The organism is Rhizobium sp. YTUHZ044 (assembly GCF_051123975.1).
GTDB lineage: Bacteria > Pseudomonadota > Alphaproteobacteria > Rhizobiales > Rhizobiaceae > Rhizobium.
Genome location: NZ_CP101426.1, coordinates 3,236,603 through 3,262,429, shown reverse-complemented (window position 1 = coordinate 3,262,429; position 25,827 = coordinate 3,236,603). Strand labels below are relative to the sequence as shown.

Here is a 25,827-nt window from a genome sequence, read left to right as displayed (position 1 = left end):
GTCGGCCCTTCAGGCCGAAAGCGCTCCTCCGTCGCCTGTCACTTCATTTCCAGGTGAGTTGCAGGACTTCCAGCCGGTCGATACCGGGCACCTCCACCTGCGCACGGCCGTTCGCAAGGCTGAAGCTTGCGGCGCGGTCGGCAACGACGAGCCATGCCTTCGCCACCGATCGGCCCTCCGGAATCTCCACCGAAATGGTCTGCGCTGCCAGAGGGTAATTGTCGCGGATCGGGCCTTTCATCATCATCGGGTTGGTGAGGTTGAAGAGGCTGACTGCCATGCCCTCACCGTTTTCGCGTAGCGCCAGATCGATGACGCCCTTGCCCTCGATGGTGACGCGTGGTGTCTTGCCGAGTGCCCAATGGACGGCGTTGGCGAGGAGCCGCGCATGATCGACGGCATAGACCTCCCAGAAGATCTCACCGATATTCCAGGGAATATAGACTGTGCGGCCACCCTTGCCAGTCTCGCGGGCGATGACGGCAGCACCTTTTGGTTCTTCTCGCGGATAGACCTCTTCCATCGGCAGATCGGGAAAGTCGGGAACGTAGAGGAAGGGCGCCTTCGCATCGGCCGACGGTACGGCGTGGATCAGGCGAGTGCCGCCCATGATGCGCTCGGCGCCGTCGAAGCCCCGGTTGATCGGGTGATCGCCGGAAAGTGCGACATAGGTGTTCTTGACGATGCCGCGCGGGCCGGAGACGTAGCTGGCACCCAGCACGTCGGCGAGGCCGAAGTCGGGGCGCTTCTTGCCGAATTCGTCGCGCAGCGACGTCTCGTAAGAGGCAATCATGCTGCCACCGCGATCGACATAGGCGCGGATCGCCGCGTTCTGCGCATCCGAAAGGCAGGAAGCGTTGGCAAGGATGATGAGCTTGAACCGATCGAGGCTCTCGTCGGTCAGCACCTGGTCCGAAAGCAGCTCGAAGGGCAGGCGGGCCTCGACGAGGGCATGGTAGAAACCGAGGTCGTGCTTCTCGGCGGAATGCCGTTCTTCCGGCGCCCAGTGGCGCAGCGTCGTCGAGGGATCGATGACGGCGATTTCGGCGGTCGGCTTCATGCTTTCCAGCACCGGCTCGATGGCTGCCTGCAGGGCGAATGCGTCGGCCACCGGCTCGACCCAGCGTTTGTCAGGCACGACGCCGTTGAACTTGGTGAACCAGGCGTAGAGGCCGTGGGCGGTGCCGTCATTGATCCAGAGCTGCATCTCCTCGCCCGAGGTGACGGCATCCTTCCAGCGATATTCCTCCTCGGGGCCGATCGAGGTGATCAGCACGACCGGGCGGTCGGGGAAGGTGGCTCGGATGCGCTTGCCATTGCGGCCTGCCGACCAGCCGAGCTCAAGGCCCTTGCGGCCCTGATGGTCGACGACGAGGAAGGGGCAGTGTTTGGCGATGACCGAGAGATCGAATTCCATCAGCGAAGCGCCACCCATGTTCGGAATGAAGCTCGCATGCGGGCGGATCGCTTTGACGGCATCGTCCCACTGCGCGATCATGTCGGTGAGCACGCGGCGGCGCCACTGCACCCAGGCCTGCCAGGCGGGATCCTCGGCATCGGGTCTTGCAGGAAGGGCATAGCCGAACATGTCCTTGAAGCGGCGGGCGCTGTCTTCGCTGTAATCGACGCCGTGGCCCTGCCAGCGATTGGCGAAGACCGCGTCGATATCGTATTTGCGGACGATCTCCTTGACCACCTCAGGCATGAAGACGGTGTTGTAGTCGCCATAAGCATTGGTGACCCAGACATCGGGATAGGCCCAGTGGCGGCGCGGCGTGCCGTCGGCATTGATCATCACCCATTCCGGATTGGCTTTGGCGGCATCGTCATGGACCGCATGCGGGTCGACGCGGGCCATGACGTGCATGTCGAGCTTGCGGGCGGCATCGACGAGCGCGCCGAAGATATCCTTGTCGCCGAGATATTTGCTGACATAGTGGTAAGGCACTTCGCTCGGATAATAGGCGATATAGCCGCCGGCACTGAGGCAGACCGCGTTCGATTTCGTGCGTTTGAAGACGTCGATCCAGAAGGCCGGGTCGTATTTCTCCGGGTCGTCTTCCACGAAGGTCAGCTGGGTCCAGCGGGTCGCGGTCTTAAACCAGTCCGGCGTCCTCAGCGTGTGGGTGTTCTGTCTCCTGGCGTCGAGCATCGTCTTCATCCAATCATTGGCAAAAGAGAGCGCCTCAGCGCCAACCGGAGGGGCCGGCGCCTGAGAAGGCATCATGGAAAAAGGTCATCAGAGCGGTTCAATCTTACCAGTCGTGTAATCGCTCTGAGTTTTTGTCTTAACGCAGTTCCAGGAAAACCGCTTCGCATTTTCCTGGAACTGCTCTAGACCTTGTAGAACTGCTCCGGCATGGTCGGAGCGGGCGTCGGCCAGCCGAAGGAGTTCGGCATGGTTTTCGTGATGTTCTTCATGTTGTTTTTGACGATGCCGTAGCCGTCGGGCGGCAGCGAGATGCCGAAGACATAGAAATTGTCGGCGGCGCCTTGAAGGATCTGCTTCATGACCTCGCGCTGGCCCGATGGGTCGGAAGTCGTCTTCAGCTTGTCGTAGAGCGCAAGCTGGTTCTTCGTGCTTTCCGGCGGTTCCTCGGCATTGGCATTGGTGCGGTCGCGATACCAGAGTTGCCAGGCCGGGGCGTACATGGCGTTGGCATCGGTCGGCACGTAGTAGCGCGGGTCGAGCATGGCGGCGACGCCGCCATTTGCGCCGAACTGATGGGCGGTCGCATCGAAATCACGGCCCTGGCGGACGCGCGTCTCCCAGAGCGAACGGTCCATCGTGCGCATCTGCGCATCGATGCCGACCGCCTGGAACATCGGGATCACCAGCTGGAAGAGATCGAGGAAGACGGCGCGCGCCTGGTCGATCTCGAAGATGATCGTCAGGCGGCGGCCCTTTTCGTCGAGGCGGAAGTTCTGGTCGTCGCGCTTCGGCACGATCTGATCGAGCATGGCATTCGCCTTGTCGACGTCATAGGCCGTGAACTGCGTGGCGAGTTGCTCGTTGTAAAGCGGATCTTCCTTCTTGATCGACGGCTGGGCAGGCGCCCCCTGGCCGACGAGCACCGCATCGATCAGCGACTGCCGGTCGAGTGCGGTCGAGAGTGCGGCACGGAAATCCTTGTTCCGGAAGAGCTTCCGCTTGGTCTCGTCATTGTGGTTCAGGTTGAAGATGAAATTCATGACATTGGCTTCGGTCGAAGTCAGCGTGTAGAAATCATAGCCGCCCTGCTCACGCGCATCGTAGAGAACCGATTTGTTGTTCGGCGTGGCAATGTACTGGTCCATCAGGTCGACCTCGCCCTGCATGGCCTTCAGCAGCAGAACCTGCGGGTCGGCGACCATCTGGTAAACGATGCGGTCCATATAGGGCAGCTGGTTGCCCTCGCTATCAACCTTCCAATAGTATGGATTGCGCTCGGCAACAGCCCGTTCGGTGTTTTCGCCTGGCGCGATCGTGAACACCCAGGCATGCACGCAGGGCTTCTTCGAGGAGTTGAGGAAGAAGGCGTTGTCGTCCTGGAAGCCGGCGGCCGCCTGGAACGACGCGATCCAACTTTCGAAGCCGCGTTGCTTGGCGAGTTCATCGGCCTTCGGATTGTAATCGATGTGGAATTGCTCGAGATAATGCTTCGGCGTGCGCGTCGTCTGATCGTTGTTTGCCCAGGCGACCTGCAGCGGGAACAGGCCGTTCGGCTTGTCGAAGATGACCTTGAAGGTCTGCTCGTCCACGATCTCCAGCTTGGCCGGCTTACCGCCGGATTTCCAATGATCCTGACCGACAAAGGCGACGCGCTTGTCGGTGAAAACAGTATCGTACCAGAACTTGATGTCGGCGGTGGTGTAGGGATGGCCATCCGACCATTTCATGCCCTTGCGCAGGCGGATCGTATAGACCTTGGAGTCGGCATCGCCCTCAAAGGACTCGGCGACATTCAGCGTCACGCCAGACCAATCGCGCGTATAGCGTAGCAGCGGCTCATAGGCCTGGTAGCGGAACAGCATCGACAGCGACCCGCCGCCGACTAGCGCCATGTTCCAGTCGCCGCCGTATTTGCCGATGCTTTCAACCGGTTTGACGACGAGCGGATTTTCGGGAAGCCTCTCCTGGAGACCCGGCAGGGCGCCGCTCGACACTTTCGCTTTCAGGACATCCGCTTCCTTGAAGTCAGCGGCGAAAACCGGCAGGGCCGGCATTATCAGGGCGGCCGACGTCCCGGCCAGAAACGCACGTCGTTTCAGCTTGATCATAGGGATCTCCTCCAAAAACCCGTGCCATTATCATTATTTTTGCTGTGGGGCCGGGATGAGGGAAAGATTACATTTGGATATTGTTAGGTAAAGCGTTATGTTCACGTTAGTGAGAAAATTTGGCATACAGGCGCAGTTGGTATAACCAGCGCCTATCAATCGAAGGGCGAGGTGCCACGTGGGAAGCAGGGGCCGGGTTACTTTGCAGACGATCGCGCGAGAGGTCGGGCTGTCGAAATTTGCGGTCTCGCGGTCGCTCGCCGGCAAGAGCGGTGTCAGCGAGGAAACGCGCGCGCTGATCCGCGACACGGCGCAGCGCCTAGGCTACACCAAGCCCGCCGGGCATGGTGCTGCCGGCGAGGTTGCGGTGGTCTTTCACGATCTCGATGCCGTCAACAGCGAGCTCTATATGCAGGTGCAGAACGGTGTGCAGCGAGAGGCTCATCGGCTTGGCATGACGCTGCGCGTGCGCTGGACCCATGATGTCGGCCAGTTGGAAGAGTTGGCGCGCAGCTGTGATGGCCTGATGCTCGTTGGTCCGCATGCCCGTGAGGCCGTGGCAGCGGCGAGCGCCACCGGCGTTCCGATCGTGCGTTTCGGCTGGGTCGATGCGCTCGAGCAGGTCGACCATGTCGGCGGCACCGACCATGAGGCAGGGCAGGCGGTGGTGGAGTATCTAGTCGGACTCGGCCACCGGTCCATCGTGTACGTCTATGGCATGCCGGGCCTGCGGGGACGTCAGGAGCGCCATTACGGCGCTCGCGAAATCGCCGAACGTTATCCTGATGTTGCGCTCCATGTTATGCAATTCGACGAAGAGAATGGCTTCGGCACGGCGTTCCGGGCGCTCGTGGACAAAGGCATTCGCCCGACGGCTTTTTTCTGCGCCCATGACGGGTTAGCGCTGACCGTGGTCTCCGAACTGCTTGGGCAGGGGTACCGCATTCCGGACGATATTTCGGTTGTCGGTTTCGGCGACTACTCGCCGGCGTCACTGATCTCGCCGGCGCTGACGACGGTGAGGATGGAGGGGCAGGAATGCGGGGCCGTGGGGCTGCGGCTATTGCTTGAGCGGATCGAGAATCCACGCCTGCCGGGCATGCCGGCGAGGCGCATCATGATCGCCTCGCGCATTATCGAGCGCCGCTCGGCCGGACCTTGCAAGGCGGCGGCGAGCGTCGATGTCCCCGGGGTTTAACCACCGAGCGCAGCAATGGCAGCCTTGACTGCGTCCGCGCCGGGCTTGGTCGGCCGGTATTCCAGACCGACGGCGCCGGCATAGCCGTTGGCGAAGATCCAGTCGAGGCGATGAGCGAGGTCTATCCCGCCGGAACCCGGTTCGTTGCGGCCGGGATGATCGGCGACATGGACGTGGAAAACACGGTCGAGGCGGCCGTCCAGCACGTCTTCGGTGCGTTCGCCCATCACGGCGGAATGGTAGATGTCGTAGACGATGCCGATCTCGGGGCGGGCGACGTCATCGACGACGTCGAGGCCTTCGCGGGTTGAATCGAGGAAGTAGCCGATATGATCGATACGGATGTTGAGAGGTTCTACGCCGAGCCGCACGCCGCTGCCTTTCAGGATATCGGCACCTGGTTTCAAGGTTTCGCTGAGGGCCCGGCGCTGTTCTTCACGGCTGAAGCCGGCGAGATCGTCGCCTGCCTGGGCGATCAGCACCGGCGCGCCGAGGCGTTTGGCGACTGTGACGGAATCGGCAAGGCCTTTCAGCCAGGCCTTCCGGTTGGCGGCATCGGTCAGCGCGATCATCGGCTCGGCGACGAGGCTGGTGACGGCAAGGCCGGTTTCCTTCAACGCCGCCTCGATCGCGTCCAGATCCTTGTCGGTCCAGCGCCAGAATTCGACCGCCGTCAGGCCGCCAGCATGGGCGCGACGGATGCGGTCGGGAAAGCTGTCGCCGTCCTCGGCAAACAGCCGCTCTATACAGGCTGAATAACGTCGCATGAAAACTCCTCCCGGTGCGGATGCAGGCTGCGACAGAACGGAGACCGCCGCAAGAGGCGTTTGGGTGCTTGACGCCCGGATTCATTGGCGGAACACTTGCTTCCACGAGCCGGGATCGCCGGCGCTTCGGAGGAAGACATGGATCTGGGATTGAAGGGTAAGATCGCCGTCATAACGGGTGCGTCGGTCGGCATCGGACTGGCGATCGCCGAAGGGCTGGCGGCTGAGGGCGTGGACCTCGTGCTGGCTGCGCGTGGCGGCGAACGGCTGGAGGCGGAGGGCGCCCGCATTGCCGAGAAATTCGGCGTCAGCGCCACCGCCGTCGCCGCCGACGTCGCGACGGCTGCGGGAACGGAGGCGATCATTGCCGCGGCTGCCGAAAAGGGTGGCGCCGATATCCTCATCAATAATGCCGGCACCGGATCGAACGAGACCGTCATGGAGGCGCCTGATGAGAAATGGCAGGCCTATTGGGACCTGCACGTGATGGCCGCCGTGAGGCTTGCGCGCGGCATCGCACCGCAGATGAAGAAGCGAGGCGGCGGGGTGATCCTGCACAATGCCTCGATCTGCGCCGTCCAGCCGCTCTGGTACGAACCGATCTACAATGTCAGCAAATCGGCGCTGATGATGTTTTCAAAGACGCTCTCGACCGAGCTCATCCAGGACAATATCCGCGTCAACTGCATCAATGCCGGCCTGATCCTGACGCCCGACTGGATCAAGACCGCCAAGCAGCTGACGGCCGAAAGCGGCGGAAACTGGGAAGGGTACCTGCAAAGCGTTGCCAATGAGCATGCTGCCTCCAAACGCTTCGGCACGCCGGAGGAACTGGCGAACGTCTTCGTCTTTCTGAGTTCGGAGAGGGCGAGTTACTGCATCGGATCGACCTATTTCGTCGATGGCGGCATGCTGAAGACGATTTGATCGAAGCTGGCGCAATGAGCAGCACGGCAAGCCTGTTCTTCGCATGACTGCCAGCCGGCCGTGGACGTTGCCGATACAAGCTATAAAAATTGGCTATTTTGTTGTATCTTCACGCTTTCGACGTTATTTGCCTGCTATTGACGGGCAAATATTGCGGTTTTCAAAAGGCGACGACAATGCTGACGAAGAAGGGAAAATACGGCCTGAAGGCACTGGTCGATCTGGCGCGCCTGGCGCCGGGCGAGACTGCCTTCATCAATGACGTCGCGGCGCGCAACAATATTCCGAAGAAGTTTCTCGACACGATCCTGCTCGAGCTGCGCAATGTCGGTATCCTGCGTTCAAAAAAGGGGCCTGGCGGCGGGTATTCTCTCTCGCGGCCGGCTTCCGAGATCCGCATCGGCCATGTCATCCGCACGCTCGATGGGCCGCTGGCGCCGATCCGCTGCGCCAGCCGGACGGCTTACGAGGCCTGCGACGACTGCGCCGACCCGGAAACCTGTCAGGTGCGGCGTTCGATGACCGATGTTCGGGATGCGATCGCCGCCATTCTGGACAATATGACCCTCGACCAATTCGTCGCAGCCGGCGGCCGCATTGAAGACACCGGGGACGAATTGCCGATCTCCGCCGCCAGCTGAGACGTTTCGATTTCATACGGTCTAAAGCGCCATGCTGTGTCGTTCAGGGCTCATCTCGACATATGGTCGCCGGCGCGGTCCAGCAATCGATCGCGAGGCAGCGACAGCGCGTGGATGCGTGCATTGCGCCAATGGCGGTCGAGATTAAGGCCTATGCCGGTTGACGCTTCGCCCGCGAGCTCGAACAGTGCGTTTGCGGCGTTGAGGGCGGTTTCTCCGGCAGTGATCGCGGCCGCCGAGGCGGAAAAATAGGCATCCGCCATCGCAGCCTCTACAGGATTGACCTGGGCGATATCGAGTTTGCGGCCCGCTCGCTCCAGAGCTGCCGCCGTGATTTCGATGCCGACGGCGTGTTCGCCGAGCCGGGAGCGGGAGACGGTATGATCGCCAATGGCTGTCATCAGGTCGGCCCAGGCGGCCCGCGCGATGCCGAGGGCCACTCCAGCCTTGAGCAGCAGGCCGAGCGAAACGCCCGTCGAACCGGACGACGGGGCCGGCGCGATCGTGCCGGCATCGACATGCACTGCGCCGGCGAGCGTCGTTGCCGATCCATTGGTGCGCTGGCCGAAACCGTCCCAATCATCGACCACTTGCACGTCCCCGCTGTTGCGGCTGAGGTAGAGCGTCACAGGGCGGCCGGGCGGAAGTGTGAGGGCAGCGGCAATCCAATCGGCATAGAGAATACCGGGCGCCGGCCGCATCCGCCCGCTCAAACGGTACCCCGGTCCGTCGATCGACAGCTCGCTGCCGTCGGCGACGGTTGCGCCGGCGAAGCGGTCGCCGAGCAGCACACGGGCAAACAGCGATGCTTTCAGATCCTCGGCCGCCTGGGTACGGAGGGTTTCCAGTACGGAAAAGTGATTTTCCAGTGTCTCGCCAATCGAGGCGTCGGCCTCGGCAATGATCGCGATGATTTCGGCAAGCAGGGCGTTCGACACGTCGAGCCCTTCATGTTCGGGCGGAACAGAGATTGCCGTCAGTCCCGATATCGACAGCGCGTCGAGCTCGGCAAAAGGCAGGATGCGGTTGATATCGCGCTCGTTTGCCTGATGACGGAATGTGTCGGCGAGGTTGCGAGCCGTGGATACGGCCTCCTCTTCGTTTTCGATGCGGCGGGCCGGCGGCCTCAGACGGTCTTGAAACTGCGATAACGTTCCCATCGCTCACTCTTTCCTCGAAGGATGACAGGATTGAGGGATTTTCCTTCGAATGATAAGAACGGTTTTTCCAGAAAAACCGGACGCTTCGAATTTTCTCACCAACTTGATCGCCTCGCCCTCCACTCTACTTATGGTTAACCGGGGCTATCCAATTGAGGAACATGATGGGTGAAGCACTTGCTCGCCATAGCGAGGTTTGGAAAATGGGGCGCCAGCCGAGACCGCGTCTGACGCTGGATATCGCCGAGATTCCAACTTATGCGATCGGCGACATTCACGGCCGCTACGATCTGCTTTTAAAAGCTGAGGAGGCGATCCTGCAAGATGGCGCGCGATTGCCCGGGCAAAAGCTGATCGTGACACTGGGTGACTATATCGACCGGGGTCTGGAATCGGCGCAGGTCATCGCTCACCTCATGGAGCCGCCGCCTGATGGTTTCGACCGCATCTGCCTTGCCGGCAATCACGAGATCGCCATGCTCGACTATGTCGACGGCTGGCTCCCTTATGACGACTGGATGCGGATGGGGTCAGCGGAATCGCTGAAATCCTATGGCCTCGATCCGGAGCATCTGCCGCTCGTCTTTCCCTCCGGCGTGCAGCTCGACGCCTTTCTGCGGCAGTCTCTGCCGCATACGCATCTCGATTTCATGCGAGCGCTGCCCATCATGCTGGACACACCGAGCGTGGTGTTCGTGCACGCCGGCATCGACCCGATGCTGCCGCTCTCCGCACAGACGGATGAGGACCTGGTCCTCATCCGCCACCGCTTTCTTGAAAGCAGGGTTCCCTTGCCGAAACTCGTCGTCCACGGCCACACGCCCAGCGACGAGCCCGACATTCGCCCGAGGCGGCTCAATCTCGATACGCGCGCCTTTCGCAGCGGTAGGCTGACCGTTGCCCGGTTCTGGCAGGGCCGGGTGCATCTGTTTTCCACCTGACATCATCCCACCGGGAGGCTGTATGACACCGTGATCAGACCGTCTCGCTTTGGGCCGGGGCGGCTTCGACCGGCCTTTCAGCCGGCCGGCTGCGGCGCCAGCCGCGCAGAACGACATAGAAGACCGGCGTCAGGAACAGGCCGAAGAGCGTCACCCCGAGCATGCCCGAAAAGACGGCGGTGCCGAGCGACTGGCGCATCTCGGCGCCGGGGCCGGTGGCGATGGCGAGCGGCAGAACGCCGAAGATGAAGGCGAATGCCGTCATCAGGATCGGGCGCAGGCGAAGGTGGCTCGCCTCGATGGCGGCCTCCACTGGCGTTTTTCCTTCCTCTTCCGCCTGCCTGGCGAACTCGACGATCAGAATGGCGTTCTTGGCCGCAAGGCCGATCAGGACGATCAGGCCGATCTGCGTCAGGACGTTGTTGTCCATTCCTCTCAGCGAGACCCCGATCAGTGCGGCGAGCACGGCAAGCGGGACGATGAGAATGATCGCGAGTGGCAGAACCCAGCTTTCATATTGGGCCGCCAGCGCCAGGAAGACGAAAATGACGGAGAGGGCGAAGATGTAGACGGCGGTGTTGCCGGTATGGGTTTCCTGATAGGCGAGTTCCGTCCATTCGAAGGTCGTCCCCGGCGGAAGGATCTTGGCCGCCAGCTCCTCCATCTTCTTCAGCGCGTCGCCCGTCGAGGTGCCGGGTGTCGGATTGCCCTGAAGCGGCACCGAGACATACATGTTGTAGCGCTGGACGAGCGCCGGGCCGCTGGAATCCTGAATGTCCATCAGAGTGCCGAGAGGAACCAGCGCGCCGGTCGCCGAGCGTACCTTCAGCGCGAGAATATCCTCCCTGTCCATGCGGTATTGCCGGTCGGCCTGGGCGCGAACCTGGTAGACGCGGCCGAACGCGTTGAAATCGTTCACGTAGGCGACGCCGAGGTTGATCGAAAGCGCATTGAAGATATTGGGGATCGGCACGTTCAGGAAGCGCGCCTTGTCGCGGTCGATCGACAGGAAATATTGCGGGCTGGCATCGGAGAAGGTCGTAAAGACGCCGGTCAGCCCTTCGGTCGTTGCCGCCGCCCCCATCATCTGGCGGGCAAGGCCCAGCACGCGCGTCATGTCGGGATTTTCGAGATCGGAAATCTGCATCTTGAAGCCGCCGGAGTTTCCGACGCCGCGCACGGATGGCGGCGGGATTGCGATGATGAAGGCTTCCTGGATGCTCTGCAGCTTGCCGAAGAGCTCGCCGATGATCTTGTTGGCGTTTTCTCCGCCTTCCTCGCGTTCGGCGAAGGATTTGAACGGAACGAAGACGACCCCCGCATTCGAGGCATTGGTGAAGGTCGCTCCGCTGAAACCGGCAAACTGCACGGCATTGCCGACGCCGGGCACGGTTCGGGCGATGTCGCCCACCTGTTTGACGACGGCATCAGTCCGCGCCAGTGAGGCGCCGTCCGGAAGCTGCACCACAACGATCGCGTAACCCTGGTCCATGGTCGGGATGAAACCCGAGGGCACCCGGGTGGTCATGTACCAGGTCGCGCCGAGCAGGCCGGCGAAGGCGAGCATCGAGCAGGTCAAGCCTATCCAGCTGCCGACCAGGTGCCGGACGGTCCACGAATAGCCGGAGCTCATCCGGTCGAAGCCGCGATTGAAGCCGTTTGCAAGACCGGTGCCCAGGCGTGAGGCAATGCTTTTGCGCTTCGTCTCGTGATCGTGGGCTTTCAGCAATATGCCGGCAAGGGCGGGCGAAAGCGTCAGGGAGTTCAAGGCCGATATCGCAGTGGTGACCGAGATCGTCACGGCGAACTGCCTGTAGAACTGACCTGATATGCCCGGAATGAAGGCCGTCGGCACGAAGACCGCGATCAGCACCAGCGAGATCGCCACCACAGCGGTGCCGACTTCGTCCATCGTCACGTGTGACGCCTGCTTCGGCGTCATGCCGCGCGCCAGATTGCGCTCGACGTTTTCCACCACCACGATCGCGTCGTCGACGACGATGCCGATGGCGAGCACCAGGCCGAACAGCGTCAGCATATTGAGCGAGAAACCGAAGGCGAGCAGGATAGCGAAGGTGCCGATCAGCGACACTGGGATGGCGACGATCGGGATGATCGCGGTCCGCCAGGATTGCAGGAAGACGAGAACGACGATCGCCACCAGGATGGCCGCTTCGGCGATGGTTCTGTAGACCTCATCGATCGAATCCGAGATGAATTCGGTCGTGTCGTAGACGATGCGATATTCCAGGCCCTCCGGGAAACTCTGGGAGATATCCTTCATCAGCGTCTGGACCTGGTGGGCCGTATCGAGAGCGTTGGTTCCCGGCCGGGCGAAAATGCCGAGAGCGACCGCAGGGTCGTTGTTGAGGTAGCTGTTGGTGACGTAGTCCTGCGCGCCGAGTTCGATGCGGGCGACATCCTGCAACTGTACGAGCCGGCCCGCCCCCGTCGATTTGACGATGACATAGCGGAACTCGCGCACATCGGAGAAACGCCCATCCGTTCGCACCGTATATTCGAAGGCGTTCCTGCCGGTCACCGGCGGCGCGCCGATCTTGCCGCCGGAGACCTGTACGTTCTGGTCCCTCAGGGCGGAGACGACGTCATCCGAGGTCATGCCATAGGCGGAGAGTTTTTCCGGATCCAGCCAGATGCGCATCGAATACTGCCGTTCGCCGAAGATCTGCACATCGCCGACGCCGTCGAGGCGCACGAGCACGTCACGGATGCGGTTGCGGGCATAGTTCGAGACGTAAAGCTGGTCATAACGATGCGACGGCGACAGGAGGTGCACCACCATCATCAGGTCGGGCGAGCTCTTGTCGGTGGTCACGCCGAGCCGCTGAACCTCCTCGGGAAGACGGGGCAGCGCGATGGAAACGCGGTTCTGGACCAGCACCTGCACCTTGTCGAGATCGGTGCCGAGCTTGAAGGTGATCGTCAGCGACATGGCGCCGTCGGCGCTGGAATAGGACGACATGTACAGCATGTCTTCGACGCCGTTGATCTGCTGTTCGAGCGGGGTCGAAACGGTATCGGCGATGGTCTGCGGGTCGGCACCAGGATAGGAGGTGCGCACGACGATGGTCGGCGGCGCGATCTCCGGATATTGAGAGACCGGCAGCTGCGTATAGGCGATGCCGCCGACGACGAGAAAGAGGATCGAGATGACGGCCGCAAAAATCGGCCGGTCCACGAAGAAATGGGCGAATCTCATTGTCCGCTCTCCGCGTTTGCGGATTCGGGGGGCGTGTCCTGCCGCTCCTGCGGCAGTTCGCTCATCTGCGGCGTGATGGTCGAACCCGGCCGCGCCCGCATCAGGCCGTTGACGATGATCGTCTCGGTGCCGTCGAGACCTTCGCGGATGACGCGATAGCCGTAGAGCCGAGGTCCGGGCCGCACCGGCTTGGTCGAAACCTTGCCTTGCGCGTCGACGACATAGACGACGCGTTCGTTCTGGTCCGAGCCGATCGCCTCATCGGGAACGAGAATGGCCTTGTAGGTATTGGAGGCTGCGACCTGCACACGGCCGAACAGGCCCGGCTGCAGGACGAGGTCGGGATTTGCAAGGCGGGCGCGGATGCGGATGGTGCCGCTCTCATTGTCGACCCGGTTCTCGGCGAAATCGAGCTTTCCCATGAAAGGTTTGGCGGTGGGGTCGGAGATCGTGACGGATACATCGACGCCGCCGCCGCCGAGCTGCAGATCCTTGCCCTGCTTGCGTGCGGTGTCGGCGAAATTCAGCAGGCGGCGCTCGTCGACGTCGAAATAGAAGTCGATCGGGTCGAGCGAGACGATCGTGGTGAGCACCGTCTGGTCGGCCTGCACGAGATTGCCGGTCGAGAGCAGGCGGCGGTCGATGCGGCCGCTCAGTGGCGCCCTGATCTCGGTATATTCGAGGTCGAGCGCCGCGCGGTCGGCGGCGGCCTGAGCGCCGCGGACATTGGCCTGGGCGGAATCGAATTCACGGCGGCGATCGTCCAGCGTCTGTGCGGATTGGCTGCCACTCGAAGCGAGCGACTGGGCGCGCTTGTACTGAGCGTCGGCGAAAACAAGGGTGGACTGCGACGCTTCGAGCGCGGCCTTCGCTTGGCTGAGCGCGGTGACGAACGGCCGCTGGTCGATGACGAAGAGCAGGTCGCCCTGCTTGACCAGGGCGCCATCTTCGAAATGAACTTCCTGCAGGTAGCCGCCGACGCGCGAACGCACGGAGACTTCGTCGACCGGCTGGAAACGGCCGATGAATTCGTCATTGTCGATGACATCGCGCACCACCGGCTTCGCGACCGTGACAGGGGGAGGGGCGGACGGTGCGCCCTGCGCCATCGCGACCATAGGCATGAACGTGGCGATGCAGGCGAGCAACAATTTCCGTCGAAGCGCGAAAGTCATATCGGTCCCTCCAATCGCGGCGGCCGATCGACTGCCACCGAACTTAAGATGAAGTGATGCTATTCATGTCTTGTTGCTTTGAACGAAAGCCTCGGGCTCCCGTGATTTCCCCGGCGTTCAATCGTTGGAAGGGAAAGCCGGTATGCGATGCACAATGGAAAATCGAAACGCTATGGAACGGGATATAAGCGGCAGCGACAAAAAATAGCAAATGCCAATTATTCGCTTTTCCGGAATCCGTGAACTTCATGGAACGGCATCAGCTTTCGACGATCTCATCTCGACCGGGCGGCAGAACGGCAAGCTCAGCCCAATCAAGCTCCTGTTCCAGCATATGAAAGACGTCGTCGTCGATCTCGCCGGCGCGGCGCATCGCGGCCAGTTTGCGGCGTTTCGCACCGATGACATTGCGGCGCTGTTTGTCGAGCCTGCTGACCTCGCGCGGGTGTTTGCCGTCGGCGGCGATCTCGCGCTCGGAGGTATAGACGTCACGCAGAATGCGGGTCGATTTGTCTTGACCTTCAAGCTCGGCAAGCGCCGCGTCGATCAATGCCACGCGGGCTTTGGTGATGTCGCGGTTCAGGGATGTGTCCGGATCGAATTTCAGGAAGCGGATCAGCGGCCCGAGCGTCAATCCCTGGACGATGAGCGTGCCGAGAACGACGGCCAGCGCGCTGAGCAGGATGATATCGCGATCATGGAAGTCGATCGGCAGGGCGAGCGCAGTTGCCAATGTTACGAGACCGCGCATGCCGCACCAGCCGGCAAGTAGGCTCGCGGCAAACGTGGGAGCGGCTTGTGTCGTGAGACCGCGCTCGGCAAGAAAGGTGATGGCGCGGTTATAGACGAGCACCCAGGCCAGGCGCACGACAATGACAGTGACGAAGACCGCGGCTGCCAAGGTCATGGCAAAATTCAGGCGGCCGGGATCGAGATCGAGGACGATCTGGCGGACCTGCAAGCCCATCAGCAGGAAGGCGAGCACGTTAAGCAGGAAAACCGCGGCTTCCCAAACCGAATAGGAATGAATGCGATGCCGGGCCGTCTGCCGCTCCGGCATGTAGCGGGCGATCACCATGGCATATGCGACGATCGCCAGGATCGCCGAAAGGTGCAGTCGCTCGGCAATGATCCACGTGCCGAAGGTGGCGACGAACTCGAGCAGCGTGCCGCCGAGCGTGCCGGCGAGCTTCAGACCAACGATCATGTAGAGACGGCCGAGAAGATAGCCGAGGATGAGACCGCCCGGCGCTGCCAGCGTCAATTCTGCCAGAATGCCGGTGAAGAAGGCGGGATTGGTGGCGGCCGCCACTGCGGCGCTGAAGATGAGGAGGGCGACTGCGTCATTGAGCAGGCTCTCGCCCTTGAGGATTACATAGGTCTGGCGCGGCAGATTGAAACGGTCGAGCATGACGGTCGCCGCAACCGCGTCCGGTGGGGCGACGATAGCGCCGAGTGCGACGGCCACGGCAAGCGGCAGGCCGGCCATTGCGACGCCGACGGCTGTGACGGCCGCGGCCGTCAAAATGACGGCGATTGCGGCGAGCGAAAAGAGTGGCAGCCAGTTGCGCCTCAACGTCCTCGGCGGCAAATCGTACGCGGCATCGAAAAGTACGGGTGCGATGAAAAGCGCCAGCGCCAGCCTGGGATCGATCGCCACCTCCGGAGCCCATGGGAAGGCAGCGACAATGATGCCGGCGATCGCCAGCATGGTCGGATAAGGAACACGGAACTTCCTGGAGAATTGCAGGAAGATGATCGCCACCAAGAGCAGCGTCAGCATGCTTTCGAAGAACGCCATGGGCCCTCCAGGCCATTTCAGCGGGTGGTTCTTTGCCTGAAACTAGGGCCGGGCGATGCCACGGCTACCGTTCGAGCCTAAAGCTGTGAGGGACGGCAAGCGCCCGGCCGCGGCCTGCGGCATTTTGGCCGGGGTTGCGGAATCGCCGGCTTGCGCTCTTGTGCAGGCATCTGTGCTCAATATATGTGGCCATATCATAAGTATGCTTATAAATATCCGGCATAGGTTTCCATGAACGCCACGCCCACACTCGGTTTCCTTCTGCACGACGTCGCACGGCTGCTGCGCAAGCGGTTCGAGCAACGCGCGAAATGCCTCGGCCTGACGCGGTCGCAATGGCAGACGCTCGCCTATCTCTCGAACAACGAGGGCATCCACCAGAGCGGCCTTGCCGAGATTCTCGAAGTCGAACCGATCACGCTGGTGCGCATTCTCGACAAGCTCGCCGAACGTGGGCTCATCGAACGCCGCCAGCATCCGACCGACCGGCGGATCTGGCTGCTCTACATGCGCGACGAGGCGCATCCCCTGCTCGCCGAAATGCGCGAACTTGGCGATGTCACCCGCGCAGAGGCACTGGACGGGGTCTCAGCCGAGCAGCGCGAGCAGCTTTTCCACATCCTGTCCGTAATGAAGACCAACCTGGTCCAGGCATGCAGGACCCCGGTTGAGGAGAATGAGATGAACGATGGCTGATCAATCTCCCCTCCGCGTCGTTGCCGACGCCAATGCCAAGTCACCTGTTGAAGAAAATGAAGCGAAACAGCAGGAAACGGTAGCCGAAGCGCCTTCATCCAATTCAGCGCCGGCTGCTGCGGTGGCTGCGCCTGGCGGTAGCAAGGTCCGCCGCCGGCGCAGTCTCACGCGGCCGATCCTGTTCGCGCTCCTGCCGGTGGCGCTCGTCGTCGGCGGCTATTATTACGTCAATGGCGGCCAGGTGATGTCGACCGACAACGCCTACATCCAGGCCGACATGGTCGGGGTCACCACCGATGTCTCCGGCATCGTCGATCAGATCGACGTGCATGAAAACGAGGCGGTCAAGGCGGGGCAGGTGCTGTTCAGCCTGAGGGCCGATTCCTTCAAAATCGCGCTCGACGGCGCCAAGGCGCAGCTCGGCGCGCAGCGCAACCAGATCATGAACCTCAAGGCGAGCTATCAGCAGTCTCTCGCCGAGATCACCCAGGCGCAGGCCGATCTGCCCTATTACCAGGATCAGTTCGACCGGCAGCAGGCCCTCGTCAACAACGGCAGCGCGACGCAGTCGGCCTACGACGAGGCCAAGCACAATCTGGAGGCCGCTCAGCAGAAGGTTGCCGTCGCCAAGGCGGAAGCAGCAACGACGCTCGCCCAGCTCGGCGGCAGCGCCGACCAACCGGTCGAGGAAAACCCGCTCTATCTGCAGGCCAAATCGCAGGTCGACAACGCCCAGCGCGAACTCGACCACAGTGTTGTCAGGGCGCCGTTCGACGGCATCGTCACCAATGTCAACGCGCTTCAGGTCGGCTCCTACCTGCAGGCCTCGCAGCAGGCCTTCTCGCTTGTCGCCACCGATCATCTGTGGATCGCCGCCAGCCCGAAGGAAACCGAGCTGACCTATGTCAAAGCAGGTCAGACCGCCGAGATCTACGTCGACACCTATCCCGGCGTGACGTGGAAGGGTAAGGTCGAGAGCATCAGCCCGGCCTCCGGCTCCAGCTTCTCGCTGCTGCCGGCGCAGAACACCACCGGCAACTGGGTGAAGGTCGTGCAGCGCATTCCGATGCGCGTCAGCATCGAGGATGCCGCAGGCAAGCCGCCGCTGCGCGTCGGCATGAGCACGGTCGTCGACATCGATACCGGCCATATCAGAGGCCTGCCCGACTTCGTCAACACGCTTCTGGGCCGGCCTCAGGGCGAGGACCATGAGTGACGCTCCGGCATCTCCGGCGACCTCGGTCGCCAATCGCGGCGCGATCACGGCCTGCGTCATCCTCGCCGTCATCATGCAGGCGCTGGACACGACGATCGCCAACGTGGCGCTGCCCTATATCCAGGGCAGCGTGTCTGCCTCCGCCGACCAGATCAACTGGGTGCTCACTTCCTATATCGTCGCGGCGGCGATCATGACGCCGCCCTCCGGTTTCCTCGCCGCGAAATTCGGCCGCAAGCGCGTGCTGCTCGTCGCCATCGCCGGCTTCGTGGCCGCCTCCGTTCTCTGCGGCCTTGCGCAATCGCTGAACCAGATCGTCGCCTTCCGCCTGTTGCAGGGCCTGTTCGGCGCATCGCTGGTGCCGCTTTCCCAGGGCATCCTTCTCGACATCTATTCTGTCGAGGAACGCGGTTCGGCCATGGCGCTTTTCGGCGTCTCGGTCATGGTCGGGCCGGTGCTCGGCCCGGTCATCGGCGGCTGGCTGACCGACAATATCAGCTGGCGTTGGGTGTTCTACATCAACGTGCCGATCGGCGCGCTCGCCTTCATGGGCATCGTCGTCTTCGTCACCGAGACCAAGCGGGATCTGCTCGCCAAGCTGGACTGGTTCGGTTTCGGAATGATGAGCCTGTTCATCGCCGCGCTGCAGCTCTTCCTCGACCGCGGCGAACAGCTCGACTGGTTCTCCTCGGGCGAGATCATGGTCGAAGCGATTGTCTGCGCCGCGGCATTCTATCTGCTTCTGGTGCACACGCTGACGGCAGAGAAATCCTTCGTTAATCCGAAGCTGTTTCTCGACCAGAACTTCACGGTCAGCATGATCTTCATCTTCGTTGTTGGCGTCACCTATCTCGCCTCGTTGGCGCTGATGACCCCCTATCTGCAGACGCTTATGGGCTATCCCGTCATCACCGCCGGCATCGTCATGGGGCCGCGCGGGCTCGGCACCATGCTCTGCATGTTCATTGTCGGACGGCTGATCGGCAAGGTCGATACGCGCTTGCTGCTGGTGCTCGGCCTCGGCTTGACCGCCTGGGCGATGTACGACATGACGGGCTGGACGCCCGATGTTTCGCAATGGACGATCGTCTCGGTCGGCTTCATCCAGGGCGCCGGCCTCGGCTTTCTCTTCGTGCCGCTGACGACGATTGCCTTCGCGACGCTGCCCGCCCAAATGCGTGGCGACGGCACCGGCCTCTACAATCTGTCGCGAAACATCGGTTCGGCGGTCGGCATCTCGATCGTCTCGGCACTGATCGTCGAGAACACGCAGAGCAATCACGAGTCGATCGCGGCCTATGTGACGCCTTTCAACCACGCCTTCAACGCCATGGCGGCGCAAGGGTTGAGCCCCCTGACGGCCACTGGCCGTGCTTCGCTCAACGAGATCATCACCCTGCAATCGACGATCATCGCCTATATGGACGATTTCAAGCTCTTGATGCTGATGTCGCTCGCGGTCATCCCGCTGGCGCTGCTGCTGCGCAAGCCGAAGGCGGCGCCCGCCGTCGACCACAGCGCGGTCATGGAATAGACTTCAAGCGTTTACGCAATCCCTGGGAAAGCCGGCTTCCGGTTTTTCCTGGCAAAACCGCTTCACACTTTTGCTGGAATTGCTTAGCGAAACGGTTTGCTGAGATATCGCGATCCCTGAATGCCGAAGCGCCACGGTGCTTCGGCATTTCTAGTGATGCCGATGCGTTTTCCCGAGACGACAGGCACCGGCGCAGACGGTGTCAGCGCATAGGGCGGGCGGTCGAGCGGCCTGTCGTTGATTTCGATATCGATGCCGAGCGCCTGGCAGAGCTTGCCCGGGCCGCTGCAGAGCGCCGCCAGCATATCGGTGCCGCGCCGCTCCGTCATGGCGGCAATTCCCGTTTCCGGCTCGAGCGCCCGGATCAGCACGGCCGAGCCCGGATGACAGACGAAGTTCAGGCACCAGTACATGCCGTAGATGCGGTAGATGTAGACATTGCCGGGCCGGCCGAACATGGCGCCGTTGCGCCTGGTCGGGCCGCGAAAACTGTGCGAGGCTTCGTCATCGGGGAAATAGGCTTCGGTCTCGGTGATGCGGCCGCCGGCGCCATGAACTGTGAGATGGCAGCCGAGCAGGTCGCGGGCCACAGTGATCGCGTCGCGCTCGAAAAACGCCCTGAGGCCTTCGCCGGCAAGCGCGCCGGCGCCGATCGAGCTCTTTGTCATTCCACCATCGGTCATAACCGAGGCAGATAACATTCGCTGCCGCCGCCGTCATCCCAAAACCATTTGATGAGGCCGGCCGCGTCAGCGGCCGGCATTCGGATCACGCATCGGGATCGAGGATGATGTAACCGAGACCGGATCACTGGCAGGGAAGGAATCTTCCAGACCTTCCTCCAGCTCCTCTTCGAGCAAGGCCGGATCCTTGCTGCGTGCGCCGTCGCCATGGGCTGGTTCGGTTGCTGCCGCAAGCAGGGCCCTGGCGCGCGCGACCGCATTTTCCGAAGTCAGTTGGGCTGCGCTTCGCAGCGTTACGGCAATGCTGTCTTCGCCTTCACCGCCGAATTCGACGACGAAACCGTCTTCCGTCTGATAGACGGTGATATCGCTGAGTGCCATGGCCCTTCCCCGCAAGCGCTCATATTAGCAAAGCGTGTTTTTGGAATTTTGTCGAGCGAAGACCTTCACCAGCCAATCGACGAAGACGCGCACGCGCGGCGAAAGCTGGCGGTTGCGGGGATAGAGCAGGGAGACCGGCGTCGGGGTCAGCGGAAAATCCGGGAGCACGTGGACCAGCGTGCCGTCGGACAGGTCTTTTTCGGCGTGGTAGCGCGGGATCTGGATCAGGCCGAGGCCCATCCTCGCTGCAGCAACATAGCTTTCGGCGGCGTTGACGGTGACGGTCGCGGGAATACTTAGCTTGTGTACCGTGCCATCGACGATGAATTCGAGCGGCAGCAGACCGTCCGCGCTGCTGGAGCGGAAGCCGACCATGCGATGGCCGGCAAGCCGGTCCGGATGCTGCGGCAGGCCGCGCGCGGCGACATAGGCGGGAGAGGCGAGCGTGACCTCATCAAGCATGGCGACACGCCTGATGATCATGTCGCTGTCCGCAGGCGTACCGACGCGCAGCACGCAATCGATGCCTTCGTGCACCAGATCGACCAGCCGATCGCCTTCGCTCATATAGAACTCGATCTCGGGATAGCTCTCCAGAAAGGACGGCAGGCTCGGCAGCACGAAATAGCGCGCGAGCGTGCCGTGCACATCGACGCGCAGCAGGCCTTTCGGTCTGGCGCCGGCAAAGGCCCCTTCCGCGTTCTCGATGTCGGCGAGGATCGACAGGCAGCTCTGATAATAGGCCTCGCCGTCGAGCGTCGGGCTGACATGGCGCGTCGTGCGCTGGAGCAGGCGCACGCCGAGGCGGGCCTCGAGCTGCTTGACAGCGTCAGTAACGGTCGAGCGCGGCAGGCCGGTGTCTCCCGCAGCGAGGGTGAAGCTGCGGCGCTCTACAACGCGGCAGAACACACGCATGGCATCGAACCTGTCCATCTTCTTTGTTCGTATTTCCCGGATAGTGATGGCGGAGAATGCACGATTATCCGCCGCAGGAAAAGGCTCATCTTCTTCTCATCGAAAACGCGCTGCGGCGCAGAAGGAGAAGAACAATGGCTTCCAACAAAGACAGCAAGATCGCACTGGTCACCGGCGCTTCCCGTGGTATCGGCGCGGCCGTTGCCAGACGCCTCGCCAGAGACGGTTTCACCGTCGTCGTCAACTATTCCGGCAGTGCGGCCGCGGCCGAAGACCTCGCCCGAGAGATCGAGCAGGCTGGCGGCAGGGCGCTGGCGGCCAAGGCGGATGTCAGCGATGCTGAAGCCGTCCGGCGGATGTTCGACGCTGCGGAAGACGCCTTTGGCGGCGTCGATGTGCTCGTCAACAATGCCGGCATCATGATGTTGTCGTCGCTTGCCGAGGCTGACGACGAAAACTTCGATCGCCAGATCGGCGTCAATCTCAAGGGCACTTTCAATACGCTCAGGGAAGCGGCCCGGCGCCTGCGCGATGGCGGCAGGGTCATCAACTTTTCGACTTCGGTCGTCGGGCTGAAGCTCGAAACCTACGGGGTTTACGCCGCCACCAAGGCCGCCGTCGAAACGCTGACGGCGATCATGGCCAAGGAGATGCGCGGCCGTAACATCACGGTCAATGCCATCGCGCCCGGGCCGGTGGCTACTGATCTTTTCCTCAACGGCAAAACGGAGGAACTCATTGCCCGCATGGCGAAGATGAACCCGCTGGAGCGGCTCGGCTCGCCTGAGGACATTGCCTGCGTGGTCGCCTTTCTCGCCGGCCCGGACGGCGGCTGGATCAATGGCCAGACGCTGCGCGCCAATGGCGGCGTGATCTGACGAAGGCGCCGTCATCGCAATCATGTGAACGAAGATTGTAGGTCTTCCCCCTTACAATCTTGTCGGGAGTGGCTATAGTTACTTTATCGCGAGAGAGTGGAGTTCCCTGACGCTCTCTCCCGAACCTCCAGAGCCTGCCGCGCCCAGTCTGCGGCGCGACCGGTCCGATGTTCAAAATTTGCGGCCCGTCGAAGGTTTCTCTTGCCTTCCGGGCCGTCTCTGTTTTGCCGCCGCGCGACATGCTCTAGAAATCGTTCAGCTTGGCCTCGACCAGGAGCTTGACCAGCCAATCGACGAAGACGCGGACCTTGTTGCTGAGGTGGCGGTTCGGTGGATACACCACATAAAGCGGCACCGGATCGCGGCGCCAGTCCGGCAGCACGCGGACGAGTTCGCCCCGCCGCATCGGTTCACGCGCCATGAAGGTCGGCACCTGCGCGACGCCGAGGCCCGTCAGGGCCGCGGTCAGATAGGTGCGGCTGTCATTGACCGAGGCGATGCAGCGCGGGGTAGTCTCGACCATTTCGTTGCCCCTGCGAAATTCGAAGGGCAGGGTCCGGTTGTTCTGGGCGCGGAAATAACTGACGGAGTAGTGCGTGGCCTCCAAATCCTCCGGCCGTTCGGGCATGCCGAATTTCTGAATGTAGCTCGGCGAAGCGCAGGTGACGAGCTCCATCTCCGAAACGCGCCGGGCTATCAGCGACTGATCGGTGGGCGTGCCCGCCCGCAGCGCGCAATCGACGTTTTCGACCAGGTAATCCACCGTGCGGTCGCTGACCCCCAGATCCAGACGGATGTCGGGATAGCGTTGGTAGAAATCGCAAAGTGCCGGAACGACGATGGCGTCAGCAAAGGCGCCGCTCATCTCGATGCGCAGCCGCCCGCTCGGCAAGCTTTGCGAGTTGGAGAGGCTGCCGTCGAGTTCCTCTAGCTCGGAGATGATCTGGGCGGCGCGTTCGTAATAAAGCGCGCCGTCCGTGGTCACCATGACCCGTCGCGTGGTGCGGTTCAGAAGCTTGGTGCGCAGATGCGCTTCCAGGCCCTGGATGAGATTGGTCACCGTCGCCTTGGGCATTGCGAGCATGTCGGCGGCGCGGGTGAAATTGCCCGTCTCCACGACGCGGATGAAGACGCGCATTGCCGAAAGTTGATCCATCGGTTTCAAGTCCGCAGTTTGCGTTGCACCATTATTCGAGAATCGGAACAGTGTTATCGTGATATTGCTTCTTATTCCCTGTTCTGAATAACAATATCTTTTTTATACGAAATGCAAGCGGCAGGTGCTGTGTGCCCGGCGGTTGCGTGCAAAAGAGACAGGATCGATGACGGTAGAATGGAAGGACATGATGCTGGATAAGGTGGCCATCGGCCCCGTTTCCGCGCGTGTCTACCAAGGCGCCGATTACGGCAAGGGTCCGCCGATCGTGCTTTACCTGCATGGGGGGGCATTTCTCGACAGAGAAACGAATGTCGACCGGCCGGTTGCCGTCAGTCTCGCCAAAGCCGGCGCCATCGTCGCCGCCGTCGACTACAGCACACTGTCCGGCAACCTCTTTCCGAAGGCGTTGGAAGTCTCCTTCTCCGTTTTCACCTATCTCGCCAACAAGCGCGCCGCTGGTTTCGGCGACCGCAAGTCGCTGCTATTCGTCGCCGGCGAGGAGGCGGGCGGCAACGTCGCTGCCGGAGTGGCGCTCAAGGCGCGCGATCAGATGCCGGATGCGCTCGACGGCCAGGTACTGATTTCACCGCTGCTCGATCCCTTCATGGGCACGTCGTCGATCCGCAAGGCCGAAGCGATCGGCATGCGACAGCGCTGGGCGGACGGCTGGAGCCATTATCTGAGCGGTGGCGGCTGCCACCCCTATGCGGCCCCCTGCCTCTGTTCGCGTCTTTCAGGCGTCGCGCCAGCGCTGATATTCACCGCAGAGGACGATCCTCTGCACGACGAAACACTCGGTTACGGTGCCCGCCTGAAAAAGGCCGGCGTCGGTGTGCGCCAGCATGTCCTTCCCGCCGGGACGGGCTGGCCCTCGATTTATGGTGGGAAATCTGGGGAGGCACCCGACTGGCAGGAACACGTCAGCCGCCATTTCGGACGTTTCCTACAGGACGTAAGCGTCCAACCGCAATTGCATTGAAGAAGATCTGATATTTTGGCGGCCTGGGGCCGCAAGGAGAGTACTGATGACGTCCAGAAGCAAGCGCTGGGCCCTCGTGGGCGCCGGCATAGGACTTATTGCGTCCGTTTCAGGCGCTGCATTGTTTTTCGAGCTGCCGATGAGCACGACGGCTACGGCAGCTTCCGCTCCCGCGCAGCCTCCCGCCGTACCGGTGACGGTGGCCGTGGTCGAAGCCCGCGACGTGACGGCCTGGGAGACCTTCTCCGGCCGTCTCGAAGCGGTCGATCGTGTCCAGGTCCGTCCCCGTGTCGAAGGCGCGATCCTTTCGGTGGCTTTCCGTGAGGGCGCGCTGGTGAAGCAGGGCGACCTGCTCTTCACCATCGATCCGGCTCCCTACCAGGCGAGCGTGGCGCAGGCCCAAGGCCAGGTGGCTTCGGCCGAAGCCAAGGTCAGTCTGGCGCAGACCGAGCTTGACCGCGGCCGCAGGCTTTCCGATAACCGCACCATCTCCCAGAGCGATCTCGATCAGCGCCAGAGCGCGCTGGCCGAGGCGCAGGCAGGCTTGCGTTCGGCACAAGCCGCGTTGCAGTCTGCCCAGCTCAATCTCGATTATACTCAGGTACGGGCGCCGGTTGCCGGCCGCATCGGCAAGATCGAGGTGACGACAGGCAACCTGGTTGCGGCCGGATCGGCCTCGCCTGCGCTGACGACGCTCGTTTCGGTCGATCCGATCTATGCGAGCTTCAACGCCAGCGAAGAGATGGTGACCCGCGCTCTCGCCCAGCTGCCGCAGACGGACGGCGCCCTGCCGCCCGTCGAAGAGATTCCGGTCGAGGTCGGCACGCTCGCCGACGAAGGCACGCCGATCAAGGGCAAGCTGCAGTTGATCGACAACGAGGTTGACGCATCGAGCGGCACCATCGGTGTGCGCGCCGTCTTCGATAATCCGGGCGGACGTCTCATCCCCGGCCAGTTCGTGCGCGTGCGCATGGGCCAGCCGAAGGCCGAGAACAAGATCGTCATCAGCGACCGCGCCGTCGGCACCGACCAGGACAAGAAATTCGTCTTCGTCGTCGACGGTGAGAACAGGGTCGCCTACCGGCAGGTGCAGCTCGGCGCTTTGACTGAGGGGCAGCGGGTGGTCGAAAGTGGCCTGAAGGCCGGCGAGAAGATCGTCGTCAACGGCCTGCAGCGCATCCGTCCCGGTGCCGTCGTCGTTCCGCAGATGGAAGAGAAGGTCGCGACCGCTCAGTAAGATCCCGCCTTCTCCTGCGGGGGAAGGCCGATACCCGAAATAATATGACCCGCCGGCGG

General features: G+C 62.2%; 21 protein-coding genes. 10 read left to right on the top strand and 11 right to left on the bottom strand.

What is annotated here, in order from left to right:
* Positions 1 to 43: 43 nt before the first annotated feature.
* Positions 44 to 2,152: a family 10 glycosylhydrolase gene (locus NL154_RS16205; RefSeq protein WP_434732967.1), complete on the bottom strand. Its 2,109-nt coding sequence runs from the start codon at positions 2,150 to 2,152 to the stop codon at positions 44 to 46.
* A gap of 182 nt (positions 2,153 to 2,334) precedes the next feature.
* Positions 2,335 to 4,260, bottom strand: a complete 1,926-nt coding sequence (locus NL154_RS16200; protein WP_168297273.1) for an ABC transporter substrate-binding protein — start codon at positions 4,258 to 4,260, stop codon at positions 2,335 to 2,337.
* Positions 4,261 to 4,438: 178 nt separating this feature from the next.
* On the opposite strand from NL154_RS16200, the gene NL154_RS16195 reads away from it, so the two are divergent.
* The gene (locus NL154_RS16195; protein ID WP_168297274.1) at positions 4,439 to 5,458 is read left to right on the top strand and encodes a LacI family DNA-binding transcriptional regulator; all 1,020 of its coding nucleotides are present in this window, start codon (positions 4,439 to 4,441) and stop codon (positions 5,456 to 5,458) included.
* Here NL154_RS16195 and NL154_RS16190 read toward each other — a convergent pair.
* Entirely contained in the window at positions 5,455 to 6,225 is a 771-nt protein-coding gene (locus NL154_RS16190; RefSeq protein ID WP_434732966.1) for a TIM barrel protein, read from the bottom strand. The genes NL154_RS16195 and NL154_RS16190 overlap by 4 nt on opposite strands.
* Positions 6,226 to 6,363: 138 nt before the next feature.
* On the opposite strand from NL154_RS16190, the gene NL154_RS16185 reads away from it, so the two are divergent.
* Both NL154_RS16185 and NL154_RS16180 read left to right on the top strand, forming a co-directional pair.
* Complete coding sequence (locus NL154_RS16185) at positions 6,364 to 7,152, top strand: SDR family NAD(P)-dependent oxidoreductase (RefSeq protein ID WP_210630041.1); 789 nt, start codon at positions 6,364 to 6,366, stop codon at positions 7,150 to 7,152.
* A gap of 176 nt (positions 7,153 to 7,328) precedes the next feature.
* Positions 7,329 to 7,793, top strand: coding sequence for an RrF2 family transcriptional regulator (locus NL154_RS16180; RefSeq protein WP_085780172.1), 465 nt, complete (start codon positions 7,329 to 7,331; stop codon positions 7,791 to 7,793).
* A 50-nt stretch (positions 7,794 to 7,843) separates the two neighbouring features.
* Here NL154_RS16180 and NL154_RS16175 read toward each other — a convergent pair whose 3' ends face one another.
* Positions 7,844 to 8,953: an acyl-CoA dehydrogenase family protein gene (locus tag NL154_RS16175; RefSeq protein ID WP_210630043.1), complete on the bottom strand. Its 1,110-nt coding sequence runs from the start codon at positions 8,951 to 8,953 to the stop codon at positions 7,844 to 7,846.
* Between the two features lie 203 nt (positions 8,954 to 9,156).
* On the opposite strand from NL154_RS16175, the gene NL154_RS16170 reads away from it, so the two are divergent.
* Positions 9,157 to 9,894, top strand: a complete 738-nt coding sequence (locus NL154_RS16170) for a metallophosphoesterase (protein ID WP_405047682.1) — start codon at positions 9,157 to 9,159, stop codon at positions 9,892 to 9,894.
* A gap of 34 nt (positions 9,895 to 9,928) precedes the next feature.
* Here the strand turns inward: NL154_RS16170 and NL154_RS16165 are convergent, their stop codons facing one another.
* The 3 genes from NL154_RS16165 to NL154_RS16155 all read right to left on the bottom strand — a co-directional run bounded on the left by NL154_RS16165 (position 9,929) and on the right by NL154_RS16155 (position 16,090).
* Positions 9,929 to 13,114 (bottom strand): efflux RND transporter permease subunit, encoded by a 3,186-nt coding sequence (locus tag NL154_RS16165; protein ID WP_210630046.1) that lies wholly within the window; start codon positions 13,112 to 13,114, stop codon positions 9,929 to 9,931.
* Entirely contained in the window at positions 13,111 to 14,289 is a 1,179-nt protein-coding gene (locus NL154_RS16160) for an efflux RND transporter periplasmic adaptor subunit (RefSeq protein WP_210630048.1), read from the bottom strand. The genes NL154_RS16165 and NL154_RS16160 overlap by 4 nt, the downstream gene beginning before the upstream one ends.
* Before the next feature lie 259 nt (positions 14,290 to 14,548).
* Positions 14,549 to 16,090: a cation:proton antiporter gene (locus NL154_RS16155; RefSeq protein ID WP_210630049.1), complete on the bottom strand. Its 1,542-nt coding sequence runs from the start codon at positions 16,088 to 16,090 to the stop codon at positions 14,549 to 14,551.
* A 231-nt stretch (positions 16,091 to 16,321) separates the two neighbouring features.
* Between NL154_RS16155 and NL154_RS16150 the strand changes: the two genes are divergently transcribed.
* The 3 genes from NL154_RS16150 to NL154_RS16140 are packed head-to-tail and all read left to right on the top strand — an operon-like array spanning position 16,322 to position 19,536.
* Positions 16,322 to 16,786, top strand: a complete 465-nt coding sequence (locus NL154_RS16150) for a MarR family winged helix-turn-helix transcriptional regulator (RefSeq protein WP_434732965.1) — start codon at positions 16,322 to 16,324, stop codon at positions 16,784 to 16,786.
* Positions 16,779 to 18,002: an HlyD family secretion protein gene (locus tag NL154_RS16145; protein ID WP_434732964.1), complete on the top strand. Its 1,224-nt coding sequence runs from the start codon at positions 16,779 to 16,781 to the stop codon at positions 18,000 to 18,002. The genes NL154_RS16150 and NL154_RS16145 overlap by 8 nt, the downstream gene beginning before the upstream one ends.
* Positions 17,995 to 19,536 carry a DHA2 family efflux MFS transporter permease subunit gene (locus tag NL154_RS16140; RefSeq protein WP_434732963.1) on the top strand — a complete coding sequence of 514 codons (1,542 nt, stop codon included), beginning with the start codon at positions 17,995 to 17,997 and terminating at the stop codon, positions 19,534 to 19,536. The genes NL154_RS16145 and NL154_RS16140 overlap by 8 nt, the downstream gene beginning before the upstream one ends.
* Positions 19,537 to 19,619: 83 nt before the next feature.
* On the opposite strand, the gene NL154_RS16135 is transcribed toward NL154_RS16140, so the two are convergent.
* The 3 genes from NL154_RS16135 to NL154_RS16125 are packed head-to-tail and all read right to left on the bottom strand — an operon-like array spanning position 19,620 to position 21,533.
* The gene (locus tag NL154_RS16135; RefSeq protein ID WP_434732962.1) at positions 19,620 to 20,237 is read right to left on the bottom strand and encodes a DNA-3-methyladenine glycosylase; all 618 of its coding nucleotides are present in this window, start codon (positions 20,235 to 20,237) and stop codon (positions 19,620 to 19,622) included.
* 48 nt (positions 20,238 to 20,285) lie between these two features.
* A complete protein-coding gene (locus NL154_RS16130; protein ID WP_210630058.1) occupies positions 20,286 to 20,600 on the bottom strand; it encodes a hypothetical protein in 315 nt (104 codons plus the stop codon).
* Between the two features lie 24 nt (positions 20,601 to 20,624).
* Positions 20,625 to 21,533, bottom strand: a complete 909-nt coding sequence (locus NL154_RS16125) for a LysR family transcriptional regulator (RefSeq protein ID WP_434732961.1) — start codon at positions 21,531 to 21,533, stop codon at positions 20,625 to 20,627.
* Between the two features lie 116 nt (positions 21,534 to 21,649).
* Here NL154_RS16125 and NL154_RS16120 point away from each other — a divergent pair, with 116 nt between their 5' ends.
* A complete protein-coding gene (locus NL154_RS16120) occupies positions 21,650 to 22,393 on the top strand; it encodes an SDR family oxidoreductase (protein ID WP_210630062.1) in 744 nt (247 codons plus the stop codon).
* Positions 22,394 to 22,637: 244 nt separating this feature from the next.
* Here the strand turns inward: NL154_RS16120 and NL154_RS16115 are convergent, their stop codons facing one another.
* A complete protein-coding gene (locus NL154_RS16115; protein ID WP_183699066.1) occupies positions 22,638 to 23,549 on the bottom strand; it encodes a LysR family transcriptional regulator in 912 nt (303 codons plus the stop codon).
* Between the two features lie 166 nt (positions 23,550 to 23,715).
* Here NL154_RS16115 and NL154_RS16110 point away from each other — a divergent pair, with 166 nt between their 5' ends.
* Positions 23,716 to 24,531 (top strand): alpha/beta hydrolase fold domain-containing protein, encoded by an 816-nt coding sequence (locus NL154_RS16110; RefSeq protein WP_434732960.1) that lies wholly within the window; start codon positions 23,716 to 23,718, stop codon positions 24,529 to 24,531.
* Positions 24,532 to 24,577: 46 nt separating this feature from the next.
* Complete coding sequence (locus NL154_RS16105) at positions 24,578 to 25,768, top strand: efflux RND transporter periplasmic adaptor subunit (protein ID WP_183699070.1); 1,191 nt, start codon at positions 24,578 to 24,580, stop codon at positions 25,766 to 25,768.
* Positions 25,769 to 25,827: the final 59 nt, after the last annotated feature.